We start from the raw sequence: 20617 nt of genomic DNA on the forward strand, positions 1-20617 counted from the left end.
CCAGTCATGGCGGATAATGACTGTTAATTTATACAGTGTTTTTCAGGCTGACAAGCTGCATTATGAAAAAATTTATAAAGTGATGATTCAAAACGATTAATAGAGTTTTGAGCCCCAGCCGAGTTTATTGCGCAGCACGTGGAAATAACTGTAGCCCGGTGGATGCACCAGAAACAGTGGCTTCGGATGCTTGCGGATCACAATTTCATCACCGGGCATCACCGCCAGGATCACATGGCTGTCGCAGCTGATCTGCAGGTGCGCGTCATTGCTCGGCGCCACTTTTAGGCGGATCTCGCTGGTGCCGGCTACCACCAGCGGCCGGCTGCTCAGCGTGTGCGGGAACATCGGCACCAGGCTCATTGCGTCCAGTTCAGGCGTCAGGATCGGGCCACCGCCAGACAATGAATACGCGGTAGAACCGGTCGGCGTGCTGACAATCAGGCCGTCGCTGCGTTGGCTGAACACAAATTCGTTATTAATATAGGCTTCAAATTCAATCATATGCGCGACTTTGTCGGCATGTAGTACTGCTTCGTTGACGGCGCTGTTGCTGCTTTTAATCGCATCGTTGCGATGCACTTCGATTTCCAGCAAATTGCGTTTTTCGGTGACAAACTGGCCAGCTAAAACTTCTGACAGCGGCAGCTGAAAACTCTCCGGTGACAGGTCGGTCAGAAAACCAAGATTACCGCGGTTGACGCCAAGCACGGCCACGCCAAAGCGTGCCAGCACCCGCGCTGCACCGAGCATATTGCCATCACCACCGACGACAATCGCTAGGTCACATTGTTTACCCAAATCGACCAGATCGGCCGCTTCAACGGCCGGCAGTCCCAGTGTCGCGGCGACACGCTCTTCCACCAGAATACGGACATCATATTTACATAAGAAGTGATACAGACTGACCAGCGTATGGTTGGCGCCTTGATGATTGGGTTTGCCGATAAGGCCAATAGTGCGAAAACTGGGAGTCATGCAGGACATTCCGCTTGCTGCTTATCGGCCGAGTATACAAAGCCGGGGCGGTGGCTGCCAGACTTTCCTGCGGCTGAATCACAGGCCAGCTCCTGCGGTGACGCATTTGCCAGCTGCGCCTGCGGCAAATCAGGTCATTGATTTTTTCGGTTATATCCCCACTATAGACAAGTGTTTTATTCCTAACGAGCAACAAACCTGATGCTGAGCCGGCCCGAGCTGATCCTGAAACTGATCGTTGAGCAGTACCTGAGTGATGGAGCGCCGGTATCGTCGAAATTTATTTCCGAGCAAGGCGGCCTGCAGGTCAGCTCTGCCACAGTGCGCAATACCATGGTCCAGCTCGAACAAATGGGCCTGATCCGTTCACCACATACCTCGGCCGGCCGCATTCCGACCACGCAGGGGATCCGGCTGTTTATCGATAAAATGCTGCAGCTCGAAGCGGTGCCGCAGCGTTGGCTGAATGAAATTCAACAGACTTTGTTGCCGCAGTTGCCGCCGTCGGTGCTGATCCAGCGCGCCGGTCAGCTGCTGGCTAACTTAACCGGGCTGGTCAGTCTGCTCAGTCCACCAAAAGCCGGTGGCCGGGTGATCCGTCAGGCAGAGCTGGTGCGGTTGGCAATGGATAAATTGCTGTTGGTGGTCATTGATGCCGAAGGCGACGTGTTACACAGGGTGCTGGCGCAAAATGCTGATATCCCACAACAAACCTTAAGCCGTAGTCTCTGTGTGCTGAATGCGGCGCTGTGCGGCCAATGCTGGCCGGATGCGATTGGCCGGCTGGCGCTGATGGCGCGTACCGAAGGCGGTGATACTGAACGCTTGTTGCTGGAAGTGATGGCGCAGCTCAGTCTGGACGAGATGCAGCAGAATCAGCCGTTGGTGTATGGTCAGCATCATTTATTACAGGAAGCCGAACATCAGCCTGATGCCGCGTTGCAACAAGTGGTGCAATTGCTGGAGCAGCCGGCCTGTTTGCTGCAAATCTTAGCGCCGGTGTTACAGGATCAGTGCACTAAATTAATTCTCGGCCGCGAGTCGGGTATCACGGAACTGCACAATGTCAGCATCATTGCGCTGCGCTATCAGGCCGAGCCGCACCGCGTGCTGGCGTTGCTGGGCCCGAGCCGGATGCATTACGCGCATTTAATCCCATTAGTCGAAGCGGTTGGCTTGCAGCTATCAAAGCACTTGAATCAGCCGTGACAATCCCCATAATAGCCGCATTCATTTCGGAGTAAGTAAGCAATGAACGAACAAGACATGGTACAAAGCGCGGAACAAGCAACGCAAACAGAGCAGGAACAAGTGCAACTGTCTGATGAGCAACAGATTATCGCTAAACTTGAGGCTGAGCTGGAAAAGGCAAAAACCACAGCGGCCGAACAGACCGATTTAGCGCTGCGGGTGCGCGCCGAAGCTGAGAATATGAAACGTCGTGCGGCGCAGGACGTAGAAAAAGCGCATAAATTTGCGCTGGAAAAATTTGCCGGCGATTTATTACCGGCACTGGACAACCTGGAACGCTCGTTAGGCTTTATCGATCCGGCCAATGAAGCGGTTAAAGCACTGGCCGAAGGCGTGGAGCTGACGTTAAAAGGCCTGATTGACACCGTTGCCAAATATGGTGTGCAACAAATTGACCCGCAGGGTCAGCCATTTAACCCGGATTTCCATCAAGCGATGTCAATTCAGCCAAATGCTGATCTGGCGCCGAACACTGTTGTTTTCGTGATGCAAAAAGGCTATGAGCTGAATGGCCGTTTATTGCGCCCGGCGATGGTCGGCGTGACGAAAAAACCGGATTAATCGGTCGCCAGATATAAAAAAACCAGCCTCGGCTGGTTTTTTTGTATCCACATCCCTGGCGCTCACCCTTCGGGCCAACGCGTTGCGTTGTTAAAAACCGCTCCCGGCGGTTTTTTTTATCCGCGTCGTTGCTGAAATCGTGAAAAATGCGGGTATTATCAGCAAGATTGAATACAAGGAATTTCTGATGGAATTGATGTCCGACGCCATGCCGACGCCCTTGCAGTTGCCCCCTTGTGCTTTGCTGATTGATGGTCAGTGGCGGCAAAGCAGTCACAGTTTTTCTGTTCTCAATCCGGCCAATGGACAGGTGCTGGCTCAGGTTGCTTCGGCGTCGCTGGACGATGCCGCAGAGGCGCTTAGTGCCGCGACCAGCGCTTTTGCCTGGTGGCGGCGTAGCACTGCCAACGATCGGGCGCAATTATTACAGCGCTGGCAACAGCTGATGCTGCAACAGCGTGAGCGGTTGGCGCAATTGCTGTGTGCGGAGCAGGGCAAACCACTTACCGAAGCGCGGGCGGAAATCGATTACGCGGCCTCTTATCTGAACTGGTTTGCCGGCGAAGCGCTGCGGCTGGAAGGTGACTGGCAACATCCGAGTGTCGCTGGCCGGCAATTATTGAATATCCCTGAACCGGTTGGTGTGGTGCTGGCGCTGACACCATGGAATTTCCCCGCCGCGATGGTCACGCGCAAACTTGGCGCAGCGCTGGCGGCCGGCTGTACTGTGTTGTTAAAACCGGCCGAAGCTACGCCACTGACCGCATTGGCGCTGGCGGAACTCGCCATCGAAGCTGGCATTGCGCCTGGCGTGTTGCAGGTGTTGCCTTGCGCCACACCGGATCCGCTGGCGGCATTTCTGATCGCATCGCCACAGGTCGCCAAAGTCAGTTTCACCGGCTCTACAGCCGTTGGCCGGTTGTTGATGCAACAAAGTGCTGCCACGTTAAAACGACTGTCGCTGGAACTGGGCGGCAACGCGCCGGTGCTGGTATTTGCCGACGCCGATCTGGATGCAGCGGTGGATGGGATTATGGCGGCCAAATTCCGTAATGCCGGCCAGACCTGCATCTGTATTAACCGGGTGCTGGTCGATGCTCAGGTAGCACCCGCGCTGGAACAGCGGCTCGCCGCCGCAGTGATGGCGTTGCAGGTCGGCGCAGGTCAGGCTGACATTGTACAAATCGGCCCGTTAATTTCGGCCAAGGCAGTCCACAAGGTGCAGCAATTGGTTGACGGCGCAATACAACAAGGCGCGCGGCGGGTCTGTCAGCAGGCTTTATCCCCCGCACTGAACACAGATCTGGCCGGTGGTTATTTTTTTCCGCCGACTTTGCTGGCCGATGTGACGATGCAGATGGCGATATGTCAGCAGGAGATCTTTGGTCCGGTGCTGACGCTGCAGACTTTCACAGATGAAGTGCAGGCGCTGCAGTTGGCCAATCAGACTGATGGCGGTCTGGCGGCCTATCTGTATGGCGCCGACGAAAAACGCAATTACCGGCTGGCGCGTCAACTGACCGCCGGCATGGTCGGGATCAATGCGACCGCAATTTCCGATGCCCGCATTCCGTTTGGTGGTGTGGGCAGTGCCGGCTTTGGCCGGGAAGGCTCAAAATATGGCGTGGCAGATTATCTGCAACTGAAGCACTTGTGCTGGGAATTAGCTGATTAAGGTCAGCCGGATTAATCGGCTGTCGTGACCGGAGAAGCAAATGCAATGGATTTTCTTTACGTTGTTGCTTGGCATCAGCACGCTGCTGGCAGGCGCGGCACAGGCGGTCACGCCGCTACATGATTATTTCCGCGAAAGCTGGACCACCCGCGACGGGCTGCCGCATAACACCATCAACAATATTCATCAAAGTGGCGACGGCTATCTGTGGCTGGCCACTTGGGAAGGCGCGGCCCGCTATGATGGCCGCAGTTTTACCATTTTTGGCCGCGACAGTGTGACCGGATTGCCGGATGTCGGGGTGCGGACTTTTTTCCGCGAACACGATGGCAGTATGCTGGTTGCCGGTGCCCGCGGCGGCTTTAGCCGGGTCAGCAATGGTCATTGGCAAAGTTTTCCGCCGCTTGGTTATCTGATCAATGATTTGCTGCGCGACAGCAAAGGCCAACTGTGGTTTGCCACTGAAGGTGGTGGCGTGATCCGGCAGCTGGCCGACGGGCAATATCAGCGCTTTGGCGTGCCAGATGGTCTGACAGTGCGGGTGGTCTACAAACTGTTGCAAGACCGTGCCGGCATCTTGTGGTTTGCCACTTTGCAGGGCGTATATCGCCTTGATCCTACTGCCGCTGAACTCAGGTTTGAAAAGGTGTCGTTGCTGGCCGATGCACCGGATCTCAAAGCCTTTATGCTGGCACTGGACGCGCAGGGGCAGTTGCTGGTTGGTGCAGAGCAGGGCTTGTTCCGCCAGGACGGTGATCATTTTGCACTGGTACATCCGGCACTGGCGAATGTTGCCGTCACCGCGCTGCATGTGCTGGCGGATGGGCAAATCTGGATCGGCACTATTAATCAGGGGCTGCAACGGGTCAGTGCGCTGGGGCTTGAACAACTGGGTGTGCAGGATGGCCTGCCAAATAACCGGGTGCTGAGCATTTTTCAGGACACCGAGCAGAGTGTCTGGGTTGGCACCAATGCTGGTCTGTACCGGCTACGCGAAACGCCTTTTACCAATCTGACGCAACAACAGGGCCTGGTAGACAATTATGTCCGCACTGTGCTGGAACATTCCGATGGCAGTGTCTGGATCGGCAGTGCCGGTGGCCTCGATCGCTGGGTGGCAGGCAAACTGGAGCCGGTCGTACTGGATGCCGGCGTCTCGGTATTAAGCCTGGCTGAAGGTGAACACGGTGAGGTCTGGGTTGGCACTTACAGCGATGGCGTGTATCGGTTACGCCAGGGTAAGGTAACGGACCGCTACGATCGCAGCAACGGCCTGGCCAGTAATGAAATTCGCGCCATTGCGCTGGCCGGTGACCGGGTGTTCTTTGGCACTTCGGGTGGACTCAATATGCTGCGCCAGCAGCAAATCAGTACGCTGACCACGGCCGATGGGTTGCCAGGTTTGTTTGTCTCGGCGTTGTACTATCAGCCAGCGGAGCCTGGGCGCTCTGGCCAGCTGTGGATTGGCACAGGTACCGGGGCTGCAGTCTGGTCAGACGGTACGATCCGGCCACTGGATCTGCATAGTCAGGAACAGGCCGAGTATGTGTTTGATTTTTATCATTCCCCCGGTACGGATTGGTTGTGGCTGGCCACAGACCGTGGCCTGGTGCGTTATGACCAGCAGAAAAACCAGTTACGGCTGATAGGTCGTGCCGCCGGTTTACCGGTAGACAAAATTTTTAGCGTATTGGCCGACAGCGCCGGCGCATTTTGGCTCAGCAGTAACCGCGGCATTGTCCGTATCAGTCAAAGTGATGCCAATGCTGTGGCTGATGGCCTCCAGGCCACTTTGGGCAATTCCGACATGTTTGGCGAAGCCGACGGCATGCTCAGCTCGCAATGTAACGGTGGATCTGTGCCAGCCGCCACTTTGCGCCGCGACGGGACTTTATGGTTTGCCACTTCACAGGGGGTCGCCACCGTCGATCCGTCCCGCCTCGCTCAGTTCAGCCTGAAACCTCCGCCTGTGGTGGTGCAGCAACTCAGTGCGGATGGCCGGGCAGTCGCCCTGCAGCAAGCCAAGTTGCCGGCCGGTACTTTGCGTGTCGTTGTCCAGTTTGCCGGGCTTAGTTATGTGATGCCTTCACGGATTTTGTACCGCACGCAACTGCAGGGCTTTGAGCAGGACTGGGTCGAACGCGGCACCGCCAATCATGCCGAATACACCAATTTGCCGCCCGGCGATTATCGGTTGCTGGTCAGTGCCGCTTATCCGGAAAGTGACTGGAACAAGGACGTGGCCCGGGTGGAATTTACCGTGTTGCCGCTATTCTGGCAAAAAGGCTGGGTGCAGATGCTGGCAGGATTGCTGATGTTGTGTGCGCTGTTTGGCTTTGTGCGCTGGCGGCTGTATCGGCTCAGTCAGTCGGAATTGCGGCTGAAACTACAGGTGGCCGGCAAAACCACCGAGTTACTGGCGCAGGCGCAGTCATTGCGTCAGGCGGTAACGGAAAAAACTCAGCTGGCGGAGCAATTACAACTGCAGGCGCAGGCATTTGCTGCACAGGCCCGGGAAGACGGCCTGACTGGCCTTGCCAACCGGCGCGCCTTTGATGAGCAACTGGCATTTGAATTCAGCCGGGCGCAGCGCTCAGGTCAGCCACTCTGTCTGGTGATGCTGGATATCGACCATTTTAAAACTATCAATGATCGCTGGTCACATCAGGCCGGCGATTTGGTGTTGCAGCAACTGGCGCAGTTATTACGCCAGCAGGTACGGGATATTGACCGCATTGCCCGCTGGGGTGGGGAAGAGTTTGCGTTGTTATTGCCACAAACTGATTTGACGCACGCCGTCGAGATCTGTCAGCGTATCCGGCTGGCGATCGCAGCGCTGGATTTCAGCGCCGATGTGCCGGGCTTGCAGGTGACCGCCAGTTTCGGCGTGGCGCAACACGAGGATGTCGGCAGTTACGACAAGTTACTGAGCCGGGCCGATCAACTGCTGTATCAGGCTAAAGCGCAGGGCCGCAACCGGGTTTGCAGTTAGTCTGGGGTTACGGCTATGCTCAGTGTCTGAACAAGGGACACCGGAGTCGCCACATTGAATGTCAAAACCTGCTGCTGGCTGAATATGACCTGGCTGCTGCTGTTGCCAGCAGCGCTGGCAGACCAGACGCCGCTGCGGGTGCCACACATTGCCGATGCGCCGCCTTTTATGCTGACCGATCAGCAGCAAACCCCGGTCGGCGGGATCCTGTTTGATATTTATCAGCAGTTAGCCCACACGTTAAACCGTCCACTACAAATCGAAGCGATCCCGCGCAAACGGGTCACTGATTTATTACTTCAAGGCCAGCTGGATTTTTATTGTAATGGCACGCCAGAGTGGTTTACCGATCCGCAATTACGCTGGAGCCCACCGTTATTTGTGCACCGGGATCTGTATATCTCGGCGGAGCATTTCGCCGATTTCACTGATTTCAGCCAACGCAGTAAAGGCAAAGTCGGCACCACCTTTGGTTATGTCTATCCAACGCTGACGGAACTGTTTGCCCGTGGCCAGTTGCAGCGCGTGGACAGTTATTCGCCGGCGGAAAGCCTGCGCCATCTGCAGAAAAAACATCTGAGCGCGGTGGTGGTGTCCGAATTTGAATATGGTTATTTGCTGAAGGATAAGCAGGGTCTGCATGCAGTGGAAATAGAACGCAATCAAATCCAGTGCATGTATTCACCGCTGCTGGCTGAATCAACGGTCTTGCAGCTGGATCAGGCGATCAAAGCTTTGCGCCAGCAAGGTCAACTTGAACAAATACTGGCGCATTATCGGTGATGCTGTGGCGCTGAACCGGCAGCGCTGACACATCTACCTGAAAGTGCTACGCCCATTCCTGTACTTTGCTGAGCAGAGTACGGGCATCAAATGGCTTGGCGATAAAATCGTTCATACCGGCTTCCAGACATTCGCGGCGGAATTCTTCAGTGGCGTGTGCCGTCAACGCAATCACCGGTAGGCGCGCATGCACCGCCTGCTGACGTAAGATCCGGGTCGCGGTATAGCCATCCATGGTCGGCATATGCACATCCATCAGTACCAACGCATATTGATGCTGACTCAGTTGCTGTAACGCCTGTTCACCATGGTCTGCTACATCCACGGCAAAGCCGGCATGTTGCAGAATGATCCGCGCCAGTGTCTGGTTATAGCTGTTATCTTCCACCAGTAATATCCGGCCTTTAGGTGTTGTATTGTTGTCTGACAGGCTGCTGTTCAACGCCTGGGGCGGCGTTGTATTGGCATTGGTCAGGCTGCTGGCTTCGGCGCGATAGCTGCGGATACTAAAGCTGAACGTGCTGCCAATGCCCGCCAGGCTTTGCACTTCGATGCGGCCACCCATCAGTTGCACCAGACGCTGGGCGATACTGAGGCCCAGGCCGGTACCGCCATATTTACGGCTGGTCGAGGTGTCGGCCTGACTGAACGCCTGAAACAGGTTCTGACATTGCTCCGGACTGAGGCCGATCCCGGTGTCCTGCACGGCAAAATGCAACCAGACTTCAGCGGCGGTTTCCGGCGGATTCACCTGTAACGCCAGATCGACCAGCAATACTACCTTACCCTGACCGGTGAATTTCACGGCATTACTCAGTAAATTAATCAGCACCTGACTTAAACGCAGCGGATCACCAATCAGCCAGGCCGGCACCTGCGGATCAACACTGAATTGCAGTTCCAGCCGTTTTTGCCGGGCCTGTTCAATAAATAAATCGCGGATTTGCTGCAGCATATCCTGCAGCCGGAAGCGGACCTGCTCTAACTCAAGTTTGCCGGCTTCGACTTTTGAGAAATCAAGAATGTCGTTGATAATGCTTAATAAAATTTTACTGGACGCGGTGATTTTACTTAAATACAGCTGCTGATCGGCAAAAGATTCACTGTTTTGCGCCAACTGGGCAAAGCCAATAATGGCATTCATTGGCGTGCGGATCTCATGGCTCATATTGGCCAGAAACTCACTTTTGGCCACAGCAGCCGTTTCCGCTTTTTGCTTGGCGCCTTCCAGCATCTGCATCGTATCTTCCAGATGTTGGGTCCGTTGTCTGACCAAATCTTCCAGTTTGCTGTTTTCCTGTAACACCGGCCGCACGCGCCAACCAATCAGCACTTTAATCAGCGCCAGGGCAGAGAGTAGATAAAGCACATAAGCCCACCAGCTCTGGTACCAGGGGGCGGCGATTTGCAGATGTAACGGCGTCGCTTCGCTGATCTCGCCAAAAGCGTTTTTGTAGCGCAATTTAAACTGATAATTGCCCGGTGCTAAGTTGGTGTAATCGCGGTAAGTTTCATTGTGCCAGTCCGACCAGGCCGGATCGTTACCGACCAGCTGCACCTGAAACAGGTTGGTGTCGAGATGGCCATAGCGCGGCACCGTATATTCAAGCCGCAATGAATTCTGGTCTGACGCCAGTTGCAGTTTGGCCAGTTGACCACCGGCAAAGTGCGTTTGATTGTCACGACTGATCACCCGGCGGATCAGCGGTGGATGCGCCACAATGCTGCGGCTGACCCGGCTGGCGTCAAAGCGGAAGATACCTTCGGCGCCACCGAACCAGGTAATGGCTGCATCTTCGGCCAGGATCACATCCAGTGGTGTATCGGCGAGCGGAAACAATGGCGCGGTGGACCAGTGATAGGGCTGATCCGGCCCGGTTTTTTCTGCAGCGCCGGCCTGACGTTCGCCGGTCTGATTGTCCCAGTTAATCATCCAGATACGGCCACTGCTGTCCTGCGTTGGCGAGCGCACCCAGGGTTGTTGCGCAAACAGGCCGCTGAACACCGGATGGATGCCGAAGGTCTGGGTACTCTGATTAAACTGGTACAAACCGGCGACAGTGGCAAACAACAGGCCACCAGACCAGCGATGTACCGAGTTGCGGTTCAGACTGGGTAAGCCGGCCGCTTCGGTAAAATTGTCCAGTAATGGCGTTTTTTGTCTGTCACCATTAAATTGCAGCCGGTATACGCCATTCGCCAGCGTCCCGATCCACAGACTACCGTCCGCCTCTTCAATCAGGCTGTTCAGATTGCCGACTACGCCGCTGACTACCCCAAGATTGCGCCACTGGCCGGCGCTGTATTGCAGGCGCAGCAAGCCATTTTGCAAACCCACCCAGACCGTATCAGGCTGCTGGCGCGACACCAGCAATACTTTGGCCGGTACCGGCGTATCCAGGATCAGTGCAGACTGCCCATCCTGATACTGATAAACGCCTTTATTATTTGCAATCAACATGCTGTTGGCAAAATCGGCAAAATCCCAGGTTTGGTTGCTGAAGTTATCAATGGCGCTGAAATGCGCCGCTTTCACGCCGTCGGCCTGTAACCGGAACAAGCCCTGGCTGGTACCGGCAAATAACTGTTGTTGATAGCGATGGAGCGACAACACGTTGCCTTTGAGGCCCATCACATGATTAAACATGGAGATGGCCGAGGAGGCTTCGACCCGCGCCAATCCATGATCCATAGCCACCCACAGACCTTGCTGGCGGTCTTCCATCAGCGCGCGCACATTGTCATCGAGCATGCCGGAAAACTTATTGATATGGCTGTGGATGTTGCCTTGCTGGTCCAGCAGATAGATGCCGTCCCGCACCGTGCCAATCGCCAGCAGGCCGTTACGCAGCCGCTGACTGGTATAAATCATCGCCTGATCCAGTTCTTTGCTGGCGGGCATCTGAAATGGTTGCATACCATTTGGACCCAACAGAAAAAATCCGGCGTCGCGGGTGCCAATCAGCACCTGATTTTCGTTCCATTGTTCTGCGATAAACACGGCTTTATCCGCCAGTGGCTGCGTGCTGTTGACCGGCTCCAGCCGCCCGTCTTTCAGTTCGAGCAGGCCAGTATCCTGTTCTTTAATCAGGATGCGGTCATTAAGCTGAAAGGCTTTCATAAAGGCGGACTCACTGGTCCAGCTGCGAACTTCCTGGTCGTTAATCAAAAACAGATAGGAGCGGGCAACAAACAATACGCCCTGTTCGGTGACAAAGGTCTGGCGGATATCCTGAAAATTGCGGTAGGCGGCAGGGATACGGTCGCGCCACGAAATAAACTGAGCGCCTTGCGGGCGGGCTTTGTTGATATAACCGAGGTCGCCTTTGGCACCGACATAAATTCTGCCGTCATGCCCCAGTGCCAGCGAGCGCACCACGGACTGATTGGTGGTCGCGATGACGCGCCAGTGCACGCCGTCGAATTCCAGTACACCGACGTTATTGCCGGCGTAAATCAAGCCATCACTGTCCTGCAGCATGGCCCAGTTCTGGGTGCCGGCATTGTAGTCTTTTGGCTTAAAGTTTTTTAACAGCGGCAGACCCGCTTCCATCGAGAACAGGGGATAACTGAACACCAGCAGTGCGACGACTGCGGCCTTGATGAAGCGGTAAAAAACTTGCGCGGATCCCTGCACAGCAAAACCTCGTGGCGTATGACTGACCGCGCAGAGCGCGGATCTCCTAAACTAACTCAGCCATCCGCCCGGGTCAATTTCAGACTTTCTCTTTCGTCAGTTTATCGAGGTAGCCCATGACAAAGGCTGATAACACAAAAGTGATATGGATCAACAGGTACCACATGATTTTGTCATTATCGATGTTCGGCGTGTCCATAAATATTTTTAGCAGGTGAATGGAAGAGATCGCCACGATAGAGGCTGCGACTTTATTTTTCAGTGAACCCGAGTCGACTTTGCCGAGCCAATTCAGTTTCTCTGCCGACTCATCAATGTCCAGCCGCGACACGAAGTTCTCATAACCGGAAAACATCACCATCACAATCAGCCCACCGACCAGCGCAATATCAATTAATGACAACACCACCAGGATCAAGTCGGCCTCTTTGGTGGCGATGATATTGGGCAGGAGATGGAAAATTTCCTGAAAAAATTTAATACCGAGCGCAATAAGCACCAGGCTCAGTCCCAAATAAATCGGCGCCATCAGCCAGCGGCTGGCGTACATCAGTGTTTCAATTTGTTTTTCCATCGTCGTTACAGCGCCATCCGGTGATTAAAACTGCACTGGATCTGGGGGATCCTGCCGGATTTTTCAAGTTCTGTATTTTTTCTGCGACTGGGACTGTTATTCCCCGGCAGATTTATCGCACAATGCGGCAAAATCCAGATAAATCATCCATGTCGTGGAACCCGTCAGCTGATATGCAGGCGCGGGACGGATCTAAAGGAATCGTTGAATGAAAAATTCTGTGCTGGCGTTGTCGATATTCTCAGTATTGACGGCCGCTGTGGCAAACGCCGATGAAGGCATGTGGCAACCGCATCAGTTGCCGGAACTGGAAGCGCTACTCAAAGCCAAAGGTCTGCAAATAGATGCCAAATCTATTGCCGAACTGACCGCCTTCCCGATGAATGCAGTGATTAGCCTCGGTGGCTGTACCGCATCTTTTGTGTCAAAACAAGGCCTTGCGCTGACTAATCACCACTGTGCGTACAGCAGTATTCAGCACAATAGCACCGCGCAGAACAACCTGATTGAGCGGGGTTTTTTGGCGAAAACGCCGGCAGAAGAATTGCCGGCTGCGCCTGGCAGTAAAATCTTAGTGACCGAAGCGGTCAGTAATGTGACCCAACAAATTAAGCAGGAACTGACGCCGCAACTGCAAGGCAAAGACCGCTTTGACAAAATCGATCAGCTGCGTAAAGAGCTGGTGGCTGAATGTGAAGCAACCGCCGGCTATCGCTGTGAGGTCTACAGTTTTCACGGTGGCCTTGAATATTACCTGATCAAGCAACTGGAGATCCGCGATGTGCGGTTGGTGCATGCGCCGGCAGGGGGCGTGGGTGTGTTTGGCGGCGACATCGACAACTGGATGTGGCCACGCCATACCGGTGATTATGCGTTTTACCGCGCTTATGTCGGCAAAGATGGCAAACCGGCGGATTACAGTGCCGACAACGTCGCTTTTGTGCCGCCAAGTTCCCTGAAAGTGTCGGCCAAAGGCGTCCAGGCAGGCGATTTTGTTATGGTCCTTGGCTATCCGGGCCGAACCAACCGCTATAACACTGCTTTTGAAGTCCGCAATCAATTCACCACTGTGCTGCCGGCTGCGCGCCAGTACCGGCAGGAAGCGATTGCGCTAATTAAACAGCATGCCGCAGAAGGCACTGAAGCGCGGATCAAATATGAAGCGATTTTGGCCCGCCTCGCCAACTATGCGAAAAACTATGATGGCATGATCCAGACTTACCAAAAAGGCGGCACGCAACAGCGTAAAGATGAGTTTGAAGCGGTCCTGCAGCGCTGGATTGAAGCTGAGCCTTCGCGCAAAGCCAAGTACAAACCGGCCTTGTTGAGCCTGCAGCAATTGCTGGATGCAGAAACGACGACCCAACAACGTGACTTGATCCTGAATTATTTCGAGTATGCCCAGCTATTCAGTACCAGCCGTAAATTGTACCGGTTGGCGTTAGAGCAACAAAAATCCGACGAAGAGCGCGAAACCGGTTTTCAGCAGCGCGATCTGGATCGGTTCAAAGCCGGCTTGAAGCGGATGTCACGTAGTTTTGATGGCGCGGTAGATTTAGAAATCGCGTTACATTTCCTGAAACATTATGCGGCGCTGCCAAAACCGCAGCGTCTGGTCGCATTTGATCAATATTTTGGTATTGCAGAAGGGTTTGACGAAGCCGCTGTGCGCGCCAAACTGACGCAGATTTATCAGACAAGCCTGCTTGGTGATGAGATTGAACGGCTGGCCTGGATCGGGAAATCGGTCGATGAGTTTAAAGCCAGTCAGGATCCGGCCATTCAGTTCGCTGTTGCAATGGCGGATACCGATCTGCAACTGGAACACGACAGTAAAAATCATGCCGGCAAAATGGCTGTGGCACGACCCAAAGTAATGGAAGCGGTGATTGCCTTTAACAAAGCCAGCCAGAAGCCGGTGTATGCCGATGCTAACGGCACGTTACGGGTAACTTTTGGTGAAGTGAAAGGTTATCAGCCACGCGATGGGGTGGCCTATCAGCCGTTTACCACGCTGAAGGGCATCAGTGAAAAACACACAGACCAAAGCCCGTTTAATGCGCCAGCGGCGCAACTGGCAGCTATTGCTGCCGGTGACTTCAGTGCGTACGCGCATCCTGAGCTGAAAACGGTCCCGGTGAATTTTTTAAGCACGGTCGACACGACTGGCGGTAACTCAGGCTCACCGACGTTAAACGGCAAAGCGGAATTGGTTGGCTTGCTGTTTGATGGCGTGATTGAAGGCATTATTGGTAATTATGACTACGATCCGGCGCTGAATCGCTCCATCCATGTCGACAGCCGCTACCTGCTGTGGCAAATGGAGAAAGTCGATGGCGCGACCAATCTGACGGCGGAGATGGAGATTGTCCGCGAGTAAACACTGCTGATGCGGCGATTAAAACAAAAAAGGTGCCAACGGCACCTTTTTTGTCAGTCTGGCTGCGGTTTTGCCCTGATTTAGCACTATGGGAAGCGCAGACATTTGCAGTATGATAGGCCGCCTTAATTCACCGCAATTAAACCGAATTTTTGCTGGTATGTTATTAGATCAAGCCTTATTTACTGAATTGCTCGCGACTGCGGCACAACAGCCGCGGCGCCGGACATTTTTGAATTTGCATCAAAGTTTTGCTGAGCCGGTGCAGCGGGTAGTCATAGCGATGCAGCCAGACAGTTACGTACCGCCACATCGACATACCGAATCACAACAGTGGGAATTGTTTGTGATGCTGGCCGGCACGGTGGACTTTTTGCAGTTTGACGAAGCCGGCACAGTAACTGCCCGTTGGCACCTTTGTGCCGGGTCTGCGGTCACCAGCCTGGAACTGGCCCCGGGCCAATGGCATACCGTGTTGGCGCGGGGGCCGGGGGCTGTATTTCTTGAAGTCAAACAAGGGCCATTTGACCCGGCGCAGCCGCGGCATTTTGCGCCCTTTGCACCGACTGAGCAGGACGCCCAGGCGTCATTCTTTCAACAGTGGCTTTGTGCTGCAACCGTGGGCGATGTCAGCCCGACTTGGCAGGAGATAGCCGGATGAAATTACAATTAGTGATCCGCCGGGCGCCGGCGAAAGCCGGTCTGGACTGGCTGAAACAAGGCTGGCTGCTGTTGCGCCAGCATATGCTGTTACTCGCGATGTTCTGGCTGATGCTGCTTATATCATTGGTTGGGATGGTACATCCGTTGCTAGCGGTGATTGCGCAACTGCTGAGCCCGTTTTTAATGGCTGGTTTTTATGATTGCATTGTGCGGGCCCAACAACAGAAACCACTGACGTTGGAGCTGTTGTGGCAACCAGTCAAAGAAAGTAGCCATCGGGCGGCTTTTATCCGGCTGGCCGGTCTGAATATTTTATTATCGATCCCGAGTCAGCTGTTGCTGGTGCAACAAGTGCCATTGTGGCAGACCGGCGAGGCGGATTTACTGGCATTATTTGCGTTAGTGGCGATGGCATCGGTCAATGCGATGTTATTTGCCTATGCGGTGCCGGTGATTTATTTTCTACGGGAACAGCGGCTGTGGCCGGTGCTGCAAGCCAGTTTTATGGCGTGCTGGCGCAATGTACCGGCGCTGACGGTGTTTGGTATTATCTCTGTACTGCTGGGGATGACTGGTCCTTTTGCGATGGTGCTGCTCGGTATTACTAATCCATTTACCATGATGATTCCGTTGATTTTGGTCTTGCCCTGGCTGGCCATCAGCTTTTTCCTGTCGTTCCGGGAATTTTTTGTGCTGACGCCGGCACGGCCGGATGAGGCGGCAGTGTTTGAAGTCTGAACCTGAAGTTTTGACTGCGCAGCAAGTCTGGCAATTAGCCATCGGTTTGCTGAGCCGGCGCGAGCATAGCAGCCATGAACTGCTGGATAAACTGCGCCAGCGTGGCGCAGATGACGATTTGGCTCAGGTAACATTGGAACGTTGTCAGCAGGAGCAATACCAGTCAGATCAGCGCTTTGCTGAGATGTTATTGCGCCATTGCATCAGCAAAGGCCAGGGGCTTGCGGTGCTGCGGCAATTAAGCCGGCAACACCGGCTGGACCAGGAGTTGTTACAACAAGCGCTCGACAGCGCTGAACCCGATTGGTTTGAACTGGCCCGCAGCTGCGTGCAGAAGAAATTCGGCGAGCTGGCGGCCGGTTCAGACAAAGAACGATTAAAACGGATGGCGTTTTTACAACGCCGGGGCTTCAATTCGGAGCAGATCCGCTACGCATTACAACATTCAGATAGTTAGGACAGCCTATGTACATGACCTCTGCGCAACTGCGCCGCGCCTTTCTGGACTTTTTTGCCAGTAAAGGCCACCAAATTGTTTCCAGCAGCTCGTTAATTCCGGGCAATGACCCAACGCTGTTGTTTACCAACGCCGGCATGGTGCAATTCAAAGACGTATTTCTCGGTCAGGACAAACGCAGCTACAGCCGCGCCGTCACGGCCCAGCGCTGTGTACGCGCCGGTGGTAAACACAACGATCTGGAAAACGTCGGTTATACCGCCCGTCACCACACCTTTTTTGAAATGCTGGGTAACTTCAGTTTCGGTGATTATTTCAAAGAAGATGCGATTAAATACGCCTGGGAATTTCTGACCGAAGTGGTCAAATTGCCAAAAGAAAAACTATGGATCACCGTCTACGCGACGGATGACGAAGCCTTTGATATCTGGACCCAGCAAATCGGTGTGCCAAAGGAACGGGCGATCCGCATCGGCGATAACAAAGGTGCACCTTTTGCTTCAGACAATTTCTGGGCCATGGGTGACACAGGCCCGTGCGGTCCTTGTACCGAGATTTTCTACGACCACGGCGACCATATCTGGGGTGGCCCACCGGGCTCACCGGAAGAAGATGGCGACCGGTTTATCGAGATTTGGAACAACGTTTTTATGCAGTTCAACCGCCACGCCGATGGCCGGATGGAACCACTGCCAAAACCAAGCGTCGATACCGGCATGGGGCTGGAGCGGATTGCCGCGATTTTGCAACACGTGCACAGTAACTATGAAATCGATATCTTCCAGGGCCTGATCAAAGCGGCTGCAGCGGTGACCGGCACGACAGATTTAGACAATAAATCGCTGCGCGTGATCGCCGACCATATCCGTTCCTGTTCTTTCCTGGTCGCTGATGGTGTGATGCCATCCAATGAAGGCCGGGGTTATGTGCTGCGCCGCATCATCCGCCGCGCGGTGCGTCATGGCAATCAGCTGGGCGCCAAAGGCGTATTCTTCAGTAAGTTAGTGGCTGAACTTGCAGTCCAAATGGGCGAAGCTTATCCGGAACTGATTGAAAAACAAGCTATTATCGAAAAAGTACTGCGGATGGAAGAAGAGCAGTTTGGCAAGACGCTGGAACGTGGTCTGTTACTGCTCAAAGATGCTCTGGCTGCGCTTGGCGACAGCAAGGAAATTCCGGGCGAAGTGGTATTTAAGCTGTATGACACTTATGGCTTTCCGGTCGATTTGACCAGCGATGTCGCGCGCGAACAAGGTTTGACCGTTGATCTGGCAGGGTTTGAAGCCGCAATGGAAGCCCAGCGCAAACGCGCCCAGGCCGCTTCCAGCTTTGGTCAGGACTATAACCAAACGGTAACTTCTGAGCAAGTGACTGATTTTACAGGTTATACCGAGCAACACGGTAATGCGGTGGTGCTGGAAATCGTCCGTGATGGCGAAAAAGTTGAGTCTGTGATCGACGGCCAGCAAGCATTAGTGATTCTGGACCAGACACCATTTTATGCTGAGTCCGGCGGTCAGATGGGGGACACTGGTACATTCACGCTGGCGTCCGGCGCTGTGTTTACTGTGGTCGATACGCTGAAAATTGGCAAAGCCTTTGCGCATCGCGGCACCATCAGCGGTACTTTATCCGTCGGCGAGCGTGTCGATGCGCAAATTGATAACGAACGGCGCAGCGCTATCCGCAAAAACCACTCGGCAACGCACTTGTTACATGCTGCACTGCAGCAGGTACTGGGTGCGCACGTGGTACAAAAAGGCTCACAAGTTGGTCCTGACCGCCTGCGTTTTGACTTCGCCCATTTTGAAGCGGTGAAAGCAGACGAAGTTCGCCAGATTGAACAACTGGTGAACGCGCAAATTCAGGCCAACCATGAAGTACTGACCCGGCTGATGCAGCTGGATGCGGCTAAAGCCGCCGGCGCTATGGCGCTGTTCGGTGAAAAATATGATGACGACGTCCGTGTTCTTTCGATGGGCGAGTTCTCGATTGAACTCTGCGGCGGCACGCATGTGGCCCGCACTGGCGATATCGGTCTGTTTAAGATCGTCGTAGAAAGCGGCATCGCTGCCGGTGTACGCCGCATCGAAGCGGTCACCGGCGTTGGCGCCCTGGCTTATTTACACAAACTGGAACAGCAAGCGCAACAAGTTGCGGCTTTGTTAAAAGGCGATGTGCTGTCGATTGGCGAGCGGGTGATCCAGACTTTAGACCGCAGCAAGCTGCTGGAAAAAGAACTGGAACAACTGAAAGCGAAAATGGCCAGCGCTGCCGGTGCTTCATTGCTGGAAAAAGCAGTGGCGCTGAACGGCACTAAAGTGTTGATTGCAGAGCTGTCCGGCGTGGATCCAAAAGGTTTCCGCACTATGGTCGACGAGCTGAAAAACAACATCGGCTCCGGCGTGATTCTGCTTGGCACTGCCAGCGACGGCAAAGTCAGCCTGATTGCAGGTGTTACCAAAGACCTGACCGATAAAGTCAATGCCGGCCAGCTGGTGGGCTGGGCGGCGGAGCAACTGGGTGGTAAAGGTGGCGGCAAGCCGGATCTGGCGCAAGCCGGTGGTACAGACGTTGCCGGCCTTGGCAAGGTATTAGCGGCGGCCACAGACTATCTGGCAGCGAAGCTGTAACAGGTGGCATTACTGGTGCAAAAGTTCGGTGGAACCTCGGTAGGGACCACTGAACGGATTGAAGCGGTGGCGGATCTGATTATCCGCACTGTGCAGGCTGGTCATAAAGTGATTGCGGTGGTATCAGCAATGGCCGGGGAAACCAATAGGTTACTCGGGCTGGCCCAACGTATCGATGTGAAAGCCACGGCGCGCGAGCTGGATGTACTGGCAGCTGCCGGTGAACAGGTCACTATCGCATTGCTGGCCATTGCCTTGGTCAAACGTGGCTACCCTGCAGTTTCGCTGTTGGCCGATCAGGTCTGTATTCATACCGATAACAAGTTTGGCAAAGCCAGAATTGAACGGGTGGATACCGAGCGACTGGCGCTGGAACTGGAACAAGGCCATATTGTAGTGGTCGCCGGTTTTCAGGGGCGGGATATCGAAGGCAATCTGACGACGCTGGGGCGGGGTGGCTCTGATACGTCGGCAGTCGCGCTGGCTGCCGCAGTAAAGGCTGACGAATGTCAGATCTATACCGATGTGGATGGCGTATACACCATAGACCCGCGCATTTGCTCCGGCGCCCGCCGGCTGCCCCAGATCCCGTTTGGCGACATGCTGGAGCTGGCCAGTGTCGGTGCGAAAGTGCTGCACTCACGCTCGGTCGAATATGCCGGGCGGCATCGGGTGCTGCTGCGCGTGTTATCGACTTTCAGGCCGGATGCCGGCACGCTGATGACTTACGAGGAAGATCCAATGCAACTGCCGTTAATATCCGGTATTGCCTGCCAGCATGGCCTGACGTTTCTGCAGTTGCAGGCGCTGAGTCATACTGATTTTTGCCGGTTATTGAACCTGCTGGCCGAGCGCAACGTTGAAACGGATATGGTGCAACAATATGGCGTGTGGCCTGATCAGCTGACGGTGCAATTGGTGCTGACCAACAGCGATTGGCTGCAAGTTGCTGACGATGTACAGAATTTGCTGAAAAATTGTCGGGACGCTCAGCACCGCATTCAAGCAAATCTTGCTAAACTGTCGGTGGTCGGTATCGGCGTCAGGTCGCAACCCGATGTGGTCGCACGGATCCATCAGCTATTAAACCAGCTGAATATTCAGATTTGGGCGATGACGCAGACTGAAAGTCGGTTTTCTGTATTAATGGCGCCGGAACTGGTTGAAGGTGCCGCTGCAAAATTACATCAGGTTTTGTTCAACAGTGATAATTAATCGCTGGATTTTCATAAATTTGAATGCTGAGTTATGATTGGCAACATGGACGCGTTGGTGAAAGGCTAAGCGTCGTTTAA

At 54.3% G+C, this 20617-nt stretch carries 14 protein-coding genes; 11 read left to right on the top strand and 3 right to left on the bottom strand.

What is annotated here, in order from left to right; genetic code table 11:
- Nucleotides 1–96: 96 nt before the first annotated feature.
- On the bottom strand, nucleotides 97–978 hold the full coding sequence (gene nadK, locus ATY27_RS10385) for an NAD(+) kinase (protein WP_208930590.1): 882 nt from the start codon (nucleotides 976–978) through the stop codon (nucleotides 97–99).
- A 201-nt stretch (nucleotides 979–1179) separates the two neighbouring features.
- On the opposite strand from nadK, the gene hrcA reads away from it, so the two are divergent.
- From hrcA to ATY27_RS10410, 5 genes are all read left to right on the top strand, one after another.
- The gene (hrcA, locus tag ATY27_RS10390) at nucleotides 1180–2187 is read left to right on the top strand and encodes a heat-inducible transcriptional repressor HrcA (RefSeq protein ID WP_208930591.1); all 1008 of its coding nucleotides are present in this window, start codon (nucleotides 1180–1182) and stop codon (nucleotides 2185–2187) included.
- A gap of 42 nt (nucleotides 2188–2229) precedes the next feature.
- On the top strand, nucleotides 2230–2790 hold the full coding sequence (gene grpE / locus ATY27_RS10395; RefSeq protein ID WP_208930592.1) for a nucleotide exchange factor GrpE: 561 nt from the start codon (nucleotides 2230–2232) through the stop codon (nucleotides 2788–2790).
- A 187-nt stretch (nucleotides 2791–2977) separates the two neighbouring features.
- Nucleotides 2978–4465, top strand: coding sequence for an NAD-dependent succinate-semialdehyde dehydrogenase (locus tag ATY27_RS10400; protein ID WP_244151263.1), 1488 nt, complete (start codon nucleotides 2978–2980; stop codon nucleotides 4463–4465).
- 40 nt (nucleotides 4466–4505) lie between these two features.
- Nucleotides 4506–7457: a ligand-binding sensor domain-containing diguanylate cyclase gene (locus tag ATY27_RS10405; protein WP_208930593.1), complete on the top strand. Its 2952-nt coding sequence runs from the start codon at nucleotides 4506–4508 to the stop codon at nucleotides 7455–7457.
- A gap of 54 nt (nucleotides 7458–7511) precedes the next feature.
- A complete protein-coding gene (locus ATY27_RS10410; protein WP_208930594.1) occupies nucleotides 7512–8240 on the top strand; it encodes a transporter substrate-binding domain-containing protein in 729 nt (242 codons plus the stop codon).
- A gap of 46 nt (nucleotides 8241–8286) precedes the next feature.
- On the opposite strand, the gene ATY27_RS10415 is transcribed toward ATY27_RS10410, so the two are convergent.
- Both ATY27_RS10415 and ATY27_RS10420 read right to left on the bottom strand, forming a co-directional pair.
- A complete protein-coding gene (locus ATY27_RS10415) occupies nucleotides 8287–11877 on the bottom strand; it encodes a hybrid sensor histidine kinase/response regulator (RefSeq protein WP_208930595.1) in 3591 nt (1196 codons plus the stop codon).
- A gap of 79 nt (nucleotides 11878–11956) precedes the next feature.
- Entirely contained in the window at nucleotides 11957–12451 is a 495-nt protein-coding gene (locus tag ATY27_RS10420; protein ID WP_208930596.1) for a TIGR00645 family protein, read from the bottom strand.
- 208 nt (nucleotides 12452–12659) lie between these two features.
- Here ATY27_RS10420 and ATY27_RS10425 point away from each other — a divergent pair, with 208 nt between their 5' ends.
- From ATY27_RS10425 to ATY27_RS10450, 6 genes are all read left to right on the top strand, one after another.
- The gene (locus ATY27_RS10425) at nucleotides 12660–14831 is read left to right on the top strand and encodes a S46 family peptidase (RefSeq protein ID WP_208930597.1); all 2172 of its coding nucleotides are present in this window, start codon (nucleotides 12660–12662) and stop codon (nucleotides 14829–14831) included.
- 160 nt (nucleotides 14832–14991) lie between these two features.
- Complete coding sequence (locus ATY27_RS10430) at nucleotides 14992–15492, top strand: WbuC family cupin fold metalloprotein (RefSeq protein WP_208930598.1); 501 nt, start codon at nucleotides 14992–14994, stop codon at nucleotides 15490–15492.
- The gene (locus ATY27_RS10435) at nucleotides 15489–16232 is read left to right on the top strand and encodes a hypothetical protein (protein WP_208930599.1); all 744 of its coding nucleotides are present in this window, start codon (nucleotides 15489–15491) and stop codon (nucleotides 16230–16232) included. Before ATY27_RS10430 ends, ATY27_RS10435 begins: the two co-directional genes overlap by 4 nt.
- Complete coding sequence (locus tag ATY27_RS10440; RefSeq protein WP_208930600.1) at nucleotides 16222–16689, top strand: regulatory protein RecX; 468 nt, start codon at nucleotides 16222–16224, stop codon at nucleotides 16687–16689. The genes ATY27_RS10435 and ATY27_RS10440 overlap by 11 nt, the downstream gene beginning before the upstream one ends.
- A gap of 14 nt (nucleotides 16690–16703) precedes the next feature.
- Nucleotides 16704–19322, top strand: a complete 2619-nt coding sequence (gene alaS / locus ATY27_RS10445) for an alanine--tRNA ligase (RefSeq protein WP_347876422.1) — start codon at nucleotides 16704–16706, stop codon at nucleotides 19320–19322.
- Nucleotides 19323–19325: 3 nt separating this feature from the next.
- Nucleotides 19326–20537 (top strand): aspartate kinase, encoded by a 1212-nt coding sequence (locus ATY27_RS10450; protein ID WP_208930602.1) that lies wholly within the window; start codon nucleotides 19326–19328, stop codon nucleotides 20535–20537.
- Nucleotides 20538–20617: the final 80 nt, after the last annotated feature.

The sequence above is a fragment of the Rheinheimera sp. F8 genome (assembly GCF_001518915.1).

Excerpts from the sequence above, each read along its gene's own strand:
- nadK (WP_208930590.1), bottom strand. The coding sequence starts at position 978 with ATGACTCCCAGTTTTCGCACTATTGGCCTTATCGGCAAACCCAATCAT.
- hrcA (WP_208930591.1), top strand. The coding sequence starts at position 1,180 with ATGCTGAGCCGGCCCGAGCTGATCCTGAAACTGATCGTTGAGCAGTAC.
- grpE (WP_208930592.1), top strand. The coding sequence starts at position 2,230 with ATGAACGAACAAGACATGGTACAAAGCGCGGAACAAGCAACGCAAACA.
- ATY27_RS10400 (WP_244151263.1), top strand. The coding sequence starts at position 2,978 with ATGGAATTGATGTCCGACGCCATGCCGACGCCCTTGCAGTTGCCCCCT.
- ATY27_RS10405 (WP_208930593.1), top strand. The coding sequence starts at position 4,506 with ATGCAATGGATTTTCTTTACGTTGTTGCTTGGCATCAGCACGCTGCTG.
- ATY27_RS10420 (WP_208930596.1), bottom strand. The coding sequence starts at position 12,451 with ATGGAAAAACAAATTGAAACACTGATGTACGCCAGCCGCTGGCTGATG.
- ATY27_RS10425 (WP_208930597.1), top strand. The coding sequence starts at position 12,660 with ATGAAAAATTCTGTGCTGGCGTTGTCGATATTCTCAGTATTGACGGCC.
- ATY27_RS10430 (WP_208930598.1), top strand. The coding sequence starts at position 14,992 with ATGTTATTAGATCAAGCCTTATTTACTGAATTGCTCGCGACTGCGGCA.
- ATY27_RS10435 (WP_208930599.1), top strand. The coding sequence starts at position 15,489 with ATGAAATTACAATTAGTGATCCGCCGGGCGCCGGCGAAAGCCGGTCTG.
- alaS (WP_347876422.1), top strand. The coding sequence starts at position 16,704 with ATGACCTCTGCGCAACTGCGCCGCGCCTTTCTGGACTTTTTTGCCAGT.